The organism is Pseudomonas rustica (assembly GCF_018336155.1).
GTDB lineage: Bacteria > Pseudomonadota > Gammaproteobacteria > Pseudomonadales > Pseudomonadaceae > Aquipseudomonas > Aquipseudomonas rustica.
Genome location: NZ_JAGYHF010000005.1, coordinates 41,575 through 54,235, shown reverse-complemented (window position 1 = coordinate 54,235; position 12,661 = coordinate 41,575). Strand labels below are relative to the sequence as shown.

The window sequence follows — 12,661 nt, the reverse complement described above, 5'->3', positions numbered from 1 at the left end:
TCAAAAGATCGCAGCCTTCGGCAGCTCCTACAGGGATCGGTGTAGGAGCTGCCGAAGGCTCCGATCTTTTCGTTTTTTGCCTTTCTAACGCCCAAAAAAAAGGCCGCTTTTTTACAAAAGCGGCCTGTCCGAAGTAGTTAAAGACCGGCAAAAAACAGATAAGTTCCGTATACAAAACAGTAACTTGCGAAATTGTATACAAGTCGTGCTATTCGTCGGATTTCGATTGTCACGCTTGTTACACAGCCTCAGGATCGGCGCCGTCATCCCTTTGAGGCTCCTCTATGAAGTTCTCCCAGATTCTCTTGTTGTCCCTTGGCCTGGTCAGTGGTTTTGCGTCGGCAGGCGGCACCACCGAAGCAGGTGTTGGCGGCGCATTGGGCGGGGTTCTTGGCTCGGTCGTCGGTCAGTCTTTAGGCGGCAATACAGGTTCCACCATTGGCGCAGCCTTGGGCGGCGCGGGTGGTAGCGCAGTCGGCGCCGACAAACGCAGCCGTGGCGAAGCCGCCATTGGCGGTGCGTTGGGCGCTGCTGGCGGTAACGTGGTCGGTCGCAGCCTCGGCGGCAGCACTGGTAGCCTGATCGGTTCGGCCGCAGGTGGCGGTGCCGGTGGTGCGTTGGGTAACTACATGGGCAACAAGAGCGATGACGATGATCGTCATTACGATCGCGGTCGTGATAACCGTCGCTACTACCGCGACGACCACCGTGGTCGGGGCCATGCCTATGGCCATCGCAAGCATCACAAGTATTATCGCCACCGCTGATTGCTGATCGGCGGCAAGTAGATCAAAAGATCGCAGCCTGCGGCAGCTCCTACACAGATCAATGTAGGAACTGCCGCAGGCTGCGATCTTTTTGCTTTATCCCACCACCAGACGTTCCAGCGCCTGACGCAATTCGCCCGGAATCGGCACCGGCTGATTGCTCGCCCGATCCACGAACACATGCACGAAACGCCCGGCCGCACAGGCCTCGCTTTCGCCGACCTTGAACACCGCCAGTTCGTATTGCACCGAGCTGTTGCCCAATTTGCCAACCCGCAATCCGATCTCGATCAGATCCGGGAACGCGATCGACGCGAAGTAATCGCATGCCGAGCTGACCACGAAACCCACCACTTCCCCGTCATGGATATCCAGACCACCGACATGGATCAGGTATGTGTTCACGGCTGTGTCGAAGAAGCTGTAGTAGGTGACGTTGTTGACGTGACCGTAGGCGTCGTTGTCGTGCCAGCGTGTGGTGATGGGCTGGAAGTGCGGGTAGTCGGTGCGTTGAGGCATCGGGTTGGACATTGATCAACGATTCCTGAAGGTATTTGTTGCGAGTCTAATTTAAATCCGTGGCGCGGCCTTCGCGAGCAAGCCCGCTCCCACATTCGGAACGCATTCCAAATGTGGGAGCGAGCCTGCTCGCGAAACCGTCACCCCAAGCACCCAATCACTCAGCGATCAGCAAACCCCTTCCCCTGCGCCGCCAACTCACCAATCAACCGCGCCGGTTTCCATTGATCGCCCTGCCGCGTCTCCAGCGCCAACAGCCGCTGATGAATATCCGCCAGCCCCTGCTGATCCGCCCAGGCCATCGGCCCGCCCTTATCCGCCGGGAAGCCGTAGCCATTCAAATACACCAGATCAATGTCATGGGCAGACTCGGCAATACCTTCCTGGAGAATCTTCGCCCCTTCGTTGACCAATGCCAGCAGGGAGCGCTCGAGAATCTCCTCCGGGCCGATCTCACGGCGCTGAAAGCCCAATCCTTCGCTGACCTGCAACACCAGCGCATCGACCTCAGGATCATGCTCAGCCTGACGACTGCCCGGCTCGTAATGGTAATAGCCGTTACCGGACTTCTGCCCGAATCGACCCATTTCGCACAAGCGATTATCCACCTGCACCTCTGGCGCATCCTGGCCCTTGCCGGCCAACTCGCGCGCGCGCCATTCCAGATCGATGCCGACCACGTCGTACATGCGAAACGGCCCCATGGCGAAACCGAAACCTTGCAACGCGGCATCGACCTGCTGTGGATAAGCGCCTTCAAGCAACATCTTGCGCGCCTCGAGCACATACGGATGCAGCATGCGGTTGCCGATAAAACCATGGCAGTTGCCCGACACCACGCTGACTTTGCCCATGCGCTTGCCCAAAGCCAGTGCGGCGTCCAGAGCTGCTGGTGAGGTCTGCGCGCCGCGAACGATTTCCAGCAGTTTCATGATGTGCGCCGGGCTGAAGAAATGCAGGCCCAGCACTTGTTCCGGACGTTTTGTCGCCGCCGCAATCGCATCGATATCCAGTGCCGAGGTATTGCTCGCCAATAGCGCTTCAGGCTTCAGCAAGCCATCCAGCTCGCGGAAGATCTTCTGCTTCAGCTCAAGATTCTCGTACACCGCTTCGATCACCAGATCGACATTGCGAATCGCCGCGTAATTCGCCGCCGCACTGACCCGGGCGATACGCGCATCAGCCTCGACCTGATCAATGCGCCCCTGCCGCACATTGTGTGCATAAGTGTCGGCAACGGTGGCGAGTGCCTGCTCAAGCATCTGTGGGTTGTTATCTACCCACTGCACTGTCACGCCGGCATTGGCCAGGCACATGACGATGCCACGGCCCATGGTGCCCGCGCCGATCACGGCGGCCTGCTGAATATCGAAGGATGTCTGGCTCATATTGTTCTCTTGTTGGCGATCCAAAGACTGGTCTCACCATAGTCAGCCGACGAAGTTTTTTGAAGTTTATTACCGTGATGATCGACATTCAGCGGATGGATAGAGCCTTGCTTGCCCCGATTCCTGTAGGAGCAGAGCTTGCTCGCGAAAGCGATTTAACGGTCAAACAGCTCTGTTGGGATGTGCTGGCCTCTTCGCGAGCAAGCTCGGCTCCTACAAGGGATTGAGGTGAGCCTGAGTCCAGTGACGGACTTCGGCGTAGGGGTATTCCTCCAGTGCCGCATACCCGGGAATCGTCCGCGCTTTGAGCTTGGTAAACAGCGGCACGCTGATCCCGCACAAAAACCGTGTCAACCGCTCCGCCGTCGGAACGCTGCCCGTGTGTTGTTCATGCCTGTGGATAAAATCACCACACAGCGCCGCGAAGTTTTTATCCACAAGCGGCGGCAATTCCGGCGGCGCCGGCAAGCGTGCAACCTGCCCATGACACACCGAACAATGCCCACAACGCTCGGGCGCATCGTGGTCACCGAAGTACTCGGCCAGTCGATAACCCAAACACCGCTCGGTGGCGAAAACCTCAAGCATCGCGTGAATCCGCGCCACTTCGGTCTGTTCATGTCGAGTGAAGTAATCGTGCAACTCGCCACACAACACGTCACTGTCAAAGTCGCTGTGCAGCAGGCTGTAGACCTCGGTCATCTGCTTGCTTTCAAGCTCGACCCAGCCCTTCTCCTGAAAATAATCCAGCGCCGTCACCACGCGATTACGCTCGGCTGAATACTGTTCGTACATCGCGTCGAAACTCACCGTCGCCCATGTTCGTGCGCGATTGGAGGTCTGAATAATCGCCGCGACAAAATCCCTGCGCTCACCCTCGAAACGCGAGAGCAATGCGTCCGGTTCCACCAGGTATTTGAAGCGGTACTCGGCGTAGTAGGCGTAGCGCGGCGCGATCAAACCGCGCAGCTCCAGTTGCACCAATAATGTCTTCAGCGGCAACGAACGAATGTTGCTTTGATCCGCCAACGGCCCGAGCAAAAACTCCCACTGCCCGTCCGGCACCGAAGCCTTCAGTTCGTCGAGCACATGACGAATGCCATCGCGCTCTGGCGTATCGCCGTAGACGAAGTTTTCCAGCACGTTGAGGCTGTCGCGGTTGGCCAGCACCAGACAGTCCGAGGGCAGCCCGTCTCGCCCGGCGCGGCCGATTTCCTGACTGTAGTTTTCGATGGATTTGGGCAGGTCGAAGTGCACCACATTGCGTATATCACTCTTATCGATGCCCATGCCGAACGCGATGGTCGCGACGATGCAATTGGTCTGCCCGGCCATGAAACGTTTCTGGATCGCTTCACGCTTATCGTGGGGCAAACCGGCGTGATACGCCTCGGCCTGAATGCCGTTGCGCTCAAGGTGTTCGGCGATGTGTTCAGCGGTTTTCTGCAAGGTCACGTAGACGATGCTGGGCTGCCCCGGGCGCTCACTCATCCACTCCACCAGACGCCGACGTTTGTCCTGACCGCGCACCGGTTCCACCAACAGATTGAGGTTGGGCCGGTAGAAACCGGTGGTCACCACATCCTCTGGAGCGATGGCGAATTTGCTCTGCATATCGACGATGACTTTCGGCGTCGCAGTAGCCGTCAGCAGTAAGGTTTGCGGGATGTTGAACTGCCGTTGATAGTCCGGCAGCTTAAGGTAATCGGGACGGAAATTGTGGCCCCACTCGGAGATACAGTGCGCCTCGTCCACCACCAGCAAGGAGATCGGTACCTGCTGCAAAAAGTTGCGGAAGCGCTCGTTCTTCAAGCGCTCAACCGAGATCATCAGGATCTTCAATTCACCCGTTCGAGCACGCGCCATCACGTCATTGGCGTCTTCGCGGCTCTGCGCAGAATCAATGCTGCCCGCTGAAATGCCGTGGCGTTGCAGGAACGCCAATTGATCCTGCATCAGCGCCAGCAATGGCGAGACCACCAGCGTCAGGTGCGGCAGCAACAACGCCGATATTTGATAGCAAAGGGACTTGCCGGAGCCGGTGGGAAAAATCGCCGCCGCCGAGCGCCCGGCCAGCACTGCGCTGATCGCGGCCTCTTGTCCGGGACGAAACTGTGGATAACCAAAAACCTGTTCCAGGGTGTTGTGCATTCGCTGTCACTCCTTTGACCGCTGCCATGCCAACAGCCTAGCGGGCAATCGCAGCGAGTCGAGAAAAGGTCGGGGCCAAATCGATTCGGAATGATACAGCGGTCACGTAAATTCTGTGGGAGCAGCCTGCACGCCCGCCGTTTTCCCTTTAAGCGCATGTCAGACGTTTGCAAACGCCCTACAGATTCTGTCGCGCACCGGACCGCCGTGTACGGCGAATTACCTGACAAGCAGGTAGGAATTTTCCGCGTAGAGGTTTTGCCTCGAATATGCCGAAAAATCACGTAGGGAAAATCCGTAAACCGCGGAAAACCCCCTACAAACACTGTCCATTGCGGCCGTCTTGTCCCGCTGCGCAACGCCCTTCTATAGTGGCCGGCGCGGCTGAAAGCACTCTGTCGGCCGACCCGAGCGTCTTCGAACAGGACAAGCCTCACCATGATCGACCGTTACCAGCCACTCAAAACCTGCTACAGCGAAAAACCCGTGATGCTGATCGACACCGCCGCCAGTCACAGCGATTTGCTCGATGCCGCCGATCAACGCTTGCGCGCCGCCAGTGATCTGCTGGAAACACTTTACTGTATGTGTTTCAAACAGGCCGATGCGAAGATATACCGCATATCGTCAATGCGCTTTATTTATTGGTGCAAGATGGCTGCGACCTGCTGCAAGTTGCCAAACTTCAACTTAAATAACTCGACCTCAATAAAAAACCACAAACCCGGATACAACCCAGCGCTTTATTAATGAGTAGGACGCACACTAACTTGTTGGCTCTTATATCCAACAAGGCCAACATCATGACAGTCGTCACTATATTTTTTTGCGGCACAGGTTCTAACAAGTTCGATACCCAACATGAAAACTTCTGGGACGGCGAACTGGTTTCCACCCTTGCCTCGCGCCATACAGGCCGCGAGTTCGCTGAATGGATCGTCGTCGACGGCCCCGGCAGCGGCAACCTGCAGGCCGATGATCTATTCACCGAAAACAAGGACTACGGCCTCAGCGGCACACTGTTCGGCAAAGGCTGGGAAGAAAACGTGCAACACGCCATGAACATCATCAAGGGCCAATGTGAATGGCAACGTGAACAACTCACCGAAGCCGAATACAACCGACTTAAAGCCGCCGGCATTCCCATTGAAGATGTAAAAGTCGAAGGCTCTTGGTTCTGGCGTAAATATAACTACGGCGACCGCAGCGTCACCCAGCAGAAGTTACAGGAACAAATCATCAAGACCTTCCGTAAAGGCGGCGTTATTCCGACCACGGTTAACCTGGTGGGCTGGAGTCGTGGCGGCATTAGTTGCCACATGCTGGCCAACGCGATGCTCAAGGACAGCGCGCTGAAAAATATCCCGGTGAATATTTTTGCGATTGACCCGGTGCCGGGCATCGCCAACTTTCAGGAGCAACGCGTCAAACTCGGCAGCAACGTCAAAGAGTACGTCGGCGTCTACGCCCGCGACGAGCGCTCCAAAGGTTTCAGCTGCGTGATCCCGCAAACAGCCACCGGCACCAAAACCTCCATTTATCCAATGGCCGGTCGCCATGCCACCCTCGCGGGCAACGCCACTTCCACTGGCGGCGTGCCGACCAATACCAGCGACCTGAAAGTGCTGACCGAACCCGGCCGCATCGTTCGCCACCTCGCCGAGACCTGCCTGACCCGCTGGGGCACAACACTTGGCAAAACCCTCAACCTGACCCAGACCGACCTGGAAAACCTCGCCAACGGCATCGCCCGCGACGAGGCCAGATATCAATTAATGCACAACTATTCCTACACCTACTTCACCGAACTGGATCAGGGCGAACGTTATGTTTCCCTCGGCAGCAAAGGCGTGCCGTTCTCGACTGTGAAAGGCCCGATTTACCAACCGGCGACAGGGTTGGCGACGAGTTTGCTGGATATTTCGGCGTATGTGCATTTGCGTTGAAAAACGTTGAAGGATCGGTAGGAACGTCCGATGCAATCTTCGTCCAGTTCCTACAAGAACAGACCGCTTTATCGACTATCGGGATTTGAGGGCGCGAATCTATAGTTGTGACTGTCGCTGCCAATCAGCGACTCGGGCTTGGTCACCCGAATGGATCGTGCGTACGCATGCGCTGTATGCTGCCGGCACTCAATTGCCTGCAGTTTATGGTGACTGTGTTTGGGACACCTTCGGGTGTGCCGGGTATGTGCACGATCCTCACCGGTTGACCAACCCGAACACAGTCGCCTCCTGTCGCTTGGTCACGATGTGGTGGCTTCTCCCGGAAGCAATTGAGGATCAATAAAATGAAAACATGGAATCAATTCACCACCGACCGCTACCGAACACTCGAATCCAATCTCACTGACACCAACCCACTGATCATCGACACAGAAGCCAACCCCCAAGACATCCTCGAATGCGCCGTCCAGCGCTTACGCGCATCAAGCGACCTGCTACGCACCCTCTACTGCCTCAACTTCAAACAAGCCGACGTCGAAGACATCCCCCACATCACCCACGCCCTCTATCTGCTGACGCAGGATGGTTGTGATCTGCTGCAAGTTGCCCAGCAGCAAATGCTCAACTGGGAAGCTCCGGCTTAAAAATCCCCCACACCAGAGAGCATGAATGCTCGAAAACCAATGTCCAAAGAAGGAGTTGAATTTTGCAAACTACTATTGATTGCGTACGATGGGAGCCACTGTTCAATCAAGGGCTCATCTTCATGACCACTGAAACTATTGATCACAGCACCCTCGCTCGCTTGATTGAAAACGGGTCAGTCAGCAGCACAAATATCGTCGCTCAACCGGGTGGCTGGTCGATTCAAATTTTGCAGGGAAGAAAAGAATGCTCGCTGGCAGCACAGCGTAGTGGTCAGGTACGACTGTTCAAGCGGCTTGAAACGCTGGTGAGCTACTTGCGGGGAATGGGCATCAGCCACTTCAATGTAGATGCCTCCAGTTACGACCCGCAGCAACTGAAAACCTACGCTCGGCCTGATCGTGCCGAAGCAATGAAACAGGCCCACGAGGCGGCCGCTTATGAGGAATGGTTCAAGCGTCAGGTGCAACTCAGCATTGATGACCCAAGGCCGAGCATCAGCGATGAAGACAGCCGCCGAATATTTGCAGCCAAACGCGATGCTCTCCGTCAACGAGCGCGCTGATGAAGTTGGTCTGGCGCCCCGAGGCGCATGACGACCGAGACCGAATCATGGATCGCATTAGTCAGGACAACCCTGTTGCAGCGGCCGATCTCGACGAAATAAAGGGGAAGTCGCTCGACAGCGCCCGACCTTGTACAGAAAGGGCAGGGTTGAAGGCACACGAGAAATCGTTGCAGCTTCTAATTACATCATCGTCTACATGATTAAAGATGAATGCGTGCAAGTGCTGCGAATAATGCATGCCCGGCAGCAGTGGCCCTGACCAATCAAAAAGAGCCGATAAGACCCCAACTGCCAGATCAACCAAACACTTGCAATTATTCTGCTCCAGCGATTCCTCAAGCAACAAATCCGCGAGAGAACTAAAACGCGAGATCCAAAAAGTTAAAAAAATTCCGACGTCAAAGACGAGTGTTCTTGATGCGGCACTCGTTAGCGAGGATCGTCTAGAAGCCTTCCCGCTGAATACTCATTCACTGTCTGCACTGCTGATGAAAAATCGACAAAGAACGCCATGATGAAAAGCCGGCCAAAAAAAAGCCGCCCCGAAGGGCGGCTTTTTCATTCACATCAAACCAATCTTACAACTTCGGCCCGGCAGCCTTGATCGCGTCGCTCACTTCGAACTTCTTGAAGTTCTCGATGAACAGACCGGCCAGTGCTTTGGCAGCCTCGTCGTACGCAGCCTTGTCAGCCCAGGTGTTGCGTGGGTTGAGCAGGTTGGTTTCAACGCCCGGTACGGCCAGTGGCACGTCGAGGTTGATGGTGTCGAGGTGTTCGGTGTCAGCACCGATCAGCGCGCCGCTCTGGATCGCTGCGATCACCGCGCGGGTGGTCGGGATGTTGAAGCGTTTGCCGACGCCGTAGCCGCCGCCGGTCCAGCCGGTGTTGACCAGGTAAACCTTCGAACCGAAGCCGCGGATGCGCTTGATCAGCAGCTCTGCGTATTCGCCAGCCGGGCGCGGGAAGAACGGTGCGCCGAAGCAGGTGGAGAAGGTCGACTTGATGCCGCTGCCCGAACCCATTTCAGTCGAGCCCACCAGTGCGGTGTAGCCGGACAGGAAGTGGTAGGCCGCTTGTTCTTCGTTGAGGATCGACACTGGCGGCAGCACGCCGGTCAGGTCGCAAGTCAGGAAGATCACTGCGTTTGGCTCGCCACCGAGGTTCTGCTCGGAACGCTTGGCAACGTGCTCCAGCGGGTAAGCGGCGCGGCTGTTCTGGGTCAGGCTGACATCGGCGTAGTCGGCGTGCTTGGCGTCGTCGATAACGACGTTTTCCAGTACAGCACCGTGCTTGATGGCTTTCCAGATAACCGGCTCGTTCTTCTCGGAGAGGTCGATGCACTTGGCATAGCAACCGCCTTCGATGTTGAACACCACGCCTTCGCCCCAGCCGTGTTCGTCGTCACCGATCAGGTAACGGCTTTCGTCGGCCGACAGGGTGGTTTTACCGGTGCCCGACAGACCGAAGAACAGGGTCACGTCGCCTTCTTCGCCGATGTTGGCAGCGCAGTGCATCGGCAGCACGTCAGCGGCCGGCAGCAGGAAGTTCTGCACGGAGAACATGGCTTTCTTCATCTCACCGGCGTAACGCATGCCGGCGATCAGCACTTTTTTCTGTGCGAAGTTGAGGATCACGCAACCGTCGGAGTTGGTGCCGTCACGCTCAGGCACGCACTCGAAGTTGGCCACGTTGAGCACTTGCCACTCTTCACGACCGGCCGGGTTGTACTGGGCCGGGTTGATGAACAGGCAACGACCGAACAGATTCTGCCAGGCAGTCTGGGTGGTCATTTTCACGGCCAGGTAGTGATCTTCAGCTGCGCCTACATGCACGTGGGAAACGAAGTGCTCTTGCGCGTTGTTGAACGCCTCGACACGAGCCCACAGCGCGTCGAACTTGTCGGCCGGGAACTTGCGGTTGATCGGGCCCCAGGCGATAGCGGCCTGGGTGGAAGGCTCTTCAACGATGAAACGGTCAACAGGCGAACGACCGGTGCGGTGACCGGTGCGAACAACCAGAGCGCCGGTATCGGCAAGCTCGCCCTCACCGCGATTCAAGGCTTCTTTTACCAGATCATCGACACTCAGATCGGTGTACACGGCGTTATTGGCTTGCGTCATGAGATTCCCCGTCGGCCAGTGGCCGAGTGTGCTCCAAACGTTTTGTAGTAGAAAGTCGTGCACTACTACCGCGACAAAAAGTGGGCCGGATTATGCCAGAAACGCCCAAAAAGAGTAGGGCCCTCCCGTCGTAACGGCGTAATTGCGCGTTTGAGCAGTGAATTTACCTGCGCTGAACCGTTTTAGTGCCGGGTGTCGGATGGCGTGTCGACACCGGCGCCAGCGAACAATTGAGCGATATCGGCTGCATCGAACAGGTAGCGCTCGTTGCAAAACTGGCAATCAATCTCGACGGTACCACCCTGTTCGGCGACCAACGCTTGCGCATCTTCCAGACCCAGACTGACCAGCGCATTGCCCGAACGATCCCGCGAGCAGCTGCAACGGAAGCGCAGATTCTGCACATCGAACAGACGCACCTGCTCTTCGTGGTAGAGGCGATGCAGCACGGTTTCGTTGTCCAGGCTGAGCAACTCATCGGCGGTCAGGGTGGTGGCCAGCGCGGTGATGTGCTGCCAACTGGCGGCGCGATCTTCTTCGTCTTTCAGACGATCGGCCGGCAATTGTTGCAGGAGCAAACCACGGGCACGACGACCGTCGGCGAACAGCTTGAAGCGCGTACCGACCTGTTGCGACATGACGAAATAGTTGGTGAAGCAATCGGACAGGGTTTCGCCGTCGAGGTCGACAATGCCCTGGTAGCGCTGGCCGACAGTCGGGTCGACGGTCAGGGCCAGAACACCGTTCGGCATCAGGTCGGCGAGGGTTGCGTCCGGGGCGATCTGATCGGCGTGATAACGCGCCAGACCACGGATGTCGCGGTCGCTGGAGCACTCGATCATCAGCATCGGAATCGGGCCTTCGGAACGCGCCTGCAGAATCAGCAGTCCATCGAACTTGAGGGTGCCCACCAGCAACGAGGCGGCGGCCATCAGCTCGCCCAGCAATTGCGCAACCGGCTCCGGGTACGGGTGCTTGGCGAGGACTTCGGCGTAGCTGCGCTCAAGCGCGACCAGTTCGCCACGGGTGTCGCTGTCATCAAAGATGAAGCGTTGGGTGAAATCGGTATCCGGTAGGTCGGTCATAGGTCTGGGTATCTGAAAGTGGTGACAAAATGGTTACAAGACGTGAAAATTTGCGCTTCTTGGCACCCCTTTTGGTGCCGACTGCTTTGCCATGGGAGGCATTTTATGAACAATCCGGGTTTGTTCCAATCAAGGTGGAACCTCGGCCGGCTGGTTCTGTGCAACGTGGTGCCATTAGCACTACTGGCTTTCTGGTTATGGCCTACGGGCAACGCGCTGTGTGTGATTTTCGACGAGTGGCTGTTTCGCTCACTCAATACACCGCTGGCCAGCAACCCCATATGGCTCCACATCTGGGCAATTGCAAGTATGCGTCCGTTCGACATCGTCGTTGGCCTGATCCTGCTGACGCTGCTGATCAAGGGCGACTGGGTGTTCAAGGCGATTGACGTGCGCCGGGCTTTTTTCGGTTTTCTGTCGATTCTGTTGTTGATGGTGGTGATTCGCGCACTGTTTTCCAAGTTCGCCGACTCTATGGATTGGCAGCACAGCAGTCCGTCGATGGTGCTTGAGGGCGCCGTGCACATCAGCGACTACTTCCCGGATCTGGAAAAAACCTGGGAAATTAAAGATCGCTCCAGCCAGAGTTTCCCCGGTGATCACGCCTCGGTGTTGTTGATCTGGGCGCTGTTCATGGGCGTGTTCAGCCGTACGGTCGGGCAGTTTTTGACGGTGTGGGGCTTGGCGGTGTTGTTCATGTTGCCGCGACTGGTGGCTGGTGCGCATTGGGGCCAGGACGATTACATCGGTGGGGTTTTGCTGGCGGTGTGGGCGTTGGGCTGGGGTTATTACACGCCGTTTGCCTATCACGCGGCGAACTTCTGGTTGAAGGTGACGGCGCCGGTTTTTGCGCTGCTGGGCAAGTTGCCGGTGGTGTCGCGGATGAGTGTGGTGCGTAGCGCCTGATACCGCGTTGACTCCGGCGAGTGCCGTGCACTCGATTCGCGAGCAAGCCCGCTCCCACAATTGACCGCATTCCTTCCGTTGAAATGCAATCCAATGTGGGAGCGGGCTTGCTCGCGAAGAGGCCGGCACCAACAACGCAAAAACTTCGCTCTCACTCGTCGTGGCTGCTGCCACGAAACTTGAACAAATCCCGCCGCTGTTTCTTGCTCGGTTTGCCATCGGTGCTCATGCCCAACGCGCCCGCCTTGCGCATCGCCGCTGCCGCCTCACGTTTGGCAACACTCTCGGCAGTCTCCGCGTACAAGGTCTGCGCCTCGGGCGCACCGCGGCGCACGATCGACAGCGCCTCAACCTTCACCGTACGCACTTCGAACCCCATACGAATCTCGAACTCATCGCCAATGCGTGGCTCTTTGCCAGGCTTGCAGCGCTCACCCCGACAATGCACCTTGCCACTCTCGATGGCGGCTTTGGCCAACGCGCGAGTCTTGTAGAAACGTGCGGCCCACAGCCACTTGTCGAGACGAACCTTGTCGTCCTCTTCCTGTTTTTGCGCCATATGA

General features: G+C 57.1%; 12 protein-coding genes and 1 pseudogene. 7 read left to right on the top strand and 6 right to left on the bottom strand.

The features are described from left to right. Positions 1–284: 284 nt before the first annotated feature. On the top strand, positions 285–767 hold the full coding sequence (locus KFS80_RS10545; protein ID WP_053116541.1) for a glycine zipper domain-containing protein: 483 nt from the start codon (positions 285–287) through the stop codon (positions 765–767). Positions 768–863: 96 nt separating this feature from the next. On the opposite strand, the gene KFS80_RS10540 is transcribed toward KFS80_RS10545, so the two are convergent. From KFS80_RS10540 to KFS80_RS10530, 3 genes are all read right to left on the bottom strand, one after another. Further along, on the bottom strand, positions 864–1,298 hold the full coding sequence (locus KFS80_RS10540) for an acyl-CoA thioesterase (protein WP_212544764.1): 435 nt from the start codon (positions 1,296–1,298) through the stop codon (positions 864–866). 149 nt (positions 1,299–1,447) lie between these two features. After that, complete coding sequence (locus KFS80_RS10535) at positions 1,448–2,674, bottom strand: 3-hydroxyacyl-CoA dehydrogenase (protein WP_212544763.1); 1,227 nt, start codon at positions 2,672–2,674, stop codon at positions 1,448–1,450. A gap of 213 nt (positions 2,675–2,887) precedes the next feature. Next, positions 2,888–4,825 carry a RecQ family ATP-dependent DNA helicase gene (locus KFS80_RS10530; protein ID WP_212544762.1) on the bottom strand — a complete coding sequence of 646 codons (1,938 nt, stop codon included), beginning with the start codon at positions 4,823–4,825 and terminating at the stop codon, positions 2,888–2,890. Between the two features lie 438 nt (positions 4,826–5,263). On the opposite strand from KFS80_RS10530, the pseudogene KFS80_RS10525 reads away from it, so the two are divergent. From KFS80_RS10525 to KFS80_RS27160, 5 genes and pseudogenes are all read left to right on the top strand, one after another. Continuing rightward, positions 5,264–5,523, top strand: a pseudogene (locus tag KFS80_RS10525) (hypothetical protein). Between the two features lie 105 nt (positions 5,524–5,628). Beyond that, the gene (locus KFS80_RS10520; protein WP_212544761.1) at positions 5,629–6,771 is read left to right on the top strand and encodes a hypothetical protein; all 1,143 of its coding nucleotides are present in this window, start codon (positions 5,629–5,631) and stop codon (positions 6,769–6,771) included. Between the two features lie 347 nt (positions 6,772–7,118). Then, positions 7,119–7,418, top strand: coding sequence for a hypothetical protein (locus KFS80_RS10515; RefSeq protein WP_212544760.1), 300 nt, complete (start codon positions 7,119–7,121; stop codon positions 7,416–7,418). Between the two features lie 122 nt (positions 7,419–7,540). Further along, a complete protein-coding gene (locus tag KFS80_RS10510; protein WP_159812010.1) occupies positions 7,541–7,984 on the top strand; it encodes a hypothetical protein in 444 nt (147 codons plus the stop codon). A gap of 130 nt (positions 7,985–8,114) precedes the next feature. After that, positions 8,115–8,246 (top strand): type II toxin-antitoxin system RelE/ParE family toxin, encoded by a 132-nt coding sequence (locus tag KFS80_RS27160; RefSeq protein WP_338109593.1) that lies wholly within the window; start codon positions 8,115–8,117, stop codon positions 8,244–8,246. A gap of 319 nt (positions 8,247–8,565) precedes the next feature. On the opposite strand, the gene KFS80_RS10500 is transcribed toward KFS80_RS27160, so the two are convergent. Next, complete coding sequence (locus tag KFS80_RS10500) at positions 8,566–10,107, bottom strand: phosphoenolpyruvate carboxykinase (RefSeq protein ID WP_053116533.1); 1,542 nt, start codon at positions 10,105–10,107, stop codon at positions 8,566–8,568. Positions 10,108–10,289: 182 nt separating this feature from the next. Further along, a complete protein-coding gene (hslO, locus tag KFS80_RS10495) occupies positions 10,290–11,192 on the bottom strand; it encodes an Hsp33 family molecular chaperone HslO (protein WP_008080485.1) in 903 nt (300 codons plus the stop codon). 105 nt (positions 11,193–11,297) lie between these two features. Between hslO and KFS80_RS10490 the strand changes: the two genes are divergently transcribed. Next, a complete protein-coding gene (locus KFS80_RS10490) occupies positions 11,298–12,098 on the top strand; it encodes a phosphatase PAP2 family protein (RefSeq protein ID WP_212544759.1) in 801 nt (266 codons plus the stop codon). A gap of 151 nt (positions 12,099–12,249) precedes the next feature. Here the strand turns inward: KFS80_RS10490 and KFS80_RS10485 are convergent, their stop codons facing one another. After that, a complete protein-coding gene (locus tag KFS80_RS10485) occupies positions 12,250–12,657 on the bottom strand; it encodes an RNA-binding S4 domain-containing protein (protein WP_053116531.1) in 408 nt (135 codons plus the stop codon). Between the last annotated feature and the right edge of the window lie 4 nt (positions 12,658–12,661).

Bases quoted from the DNA above. Each gene is read 5' to 3' on its own strand.
- KFS80_RS10535 (WP_212544763.1), bottom strand. From the start codon at position 2,674: ATGAGCCAGACATCCTTCGATATTCAGCAGGCCGCCGTGATCGGCGCG.
- KFS80_RS10490 (WP_212544759.1), top strand. From the start codon at position 11,298: ATGAACAATCCGGGTTTGTTCCAATCAAGGTGGAACCTCGGCCGGCTG.
- KFS80_RS10515 (WP_212544760.1), top strand. From the start codon at position 7,119: ATGAAAACATGGAATCAATTCACCACCGACCGCTACCGAACACTCGAA.
- KFS80_RS10545 (WP_053116541.1), top strand. From the start codon at position 285: ATGAAGTTCTCCCAGATTCTCTTGTTGTCCCTTGGCCTGGTCAGTGGT.
- KFS80_RS10500 (WP_053116533.1), bottom strand. From the start codon at position 10,107: ATGACGCAAGCCAATAACGCCGTGTACACCGATCTGAGTGTCGATGAT.
- KFS80_RS10485 (WP_053116531.1), bottom strand. From the start codon at position 12,657: ATGGCGCAAAAACAGGAAGAGGACGACAAGGTTCGTCTCGACAAGTGG.
- KFS80_RS10530 (WP_212544762.1), bottom strand. From the start codon at position 4,825: ATGCACAACACCCTGGAACAGGTTTTTGGTTATCCACAGTTTCGTCCC.
- KFS80_RS10540 (WP_212544764.1), bottom strand. From the start codon at position 1,298: ATGTCCAACCCGATGCCTCAACGCACCGACTACCCGCACTTCCAGCCC.
- KFS80_RS10510 (WP_159812010.1), top strand. From the start codon at position 7,541: ATGACCACTGAAACTATTGATCACAGCACCCTCGCTCGCTTGATTGAA.
- KFS80_RS10520 (WP_212544761.1), top strand. From the start codon at position 5,629: ATGACAGTCGTCACTATATTTTTTTGCGGCACAGGTTCTAACAAGTTC.
- hslO (WP_008080485.1), bottom strand. From the start codon at position 11,192: ATGACCGACCTACCGGATACCGATTTCACCCAACGCTTCATCTTTGAT.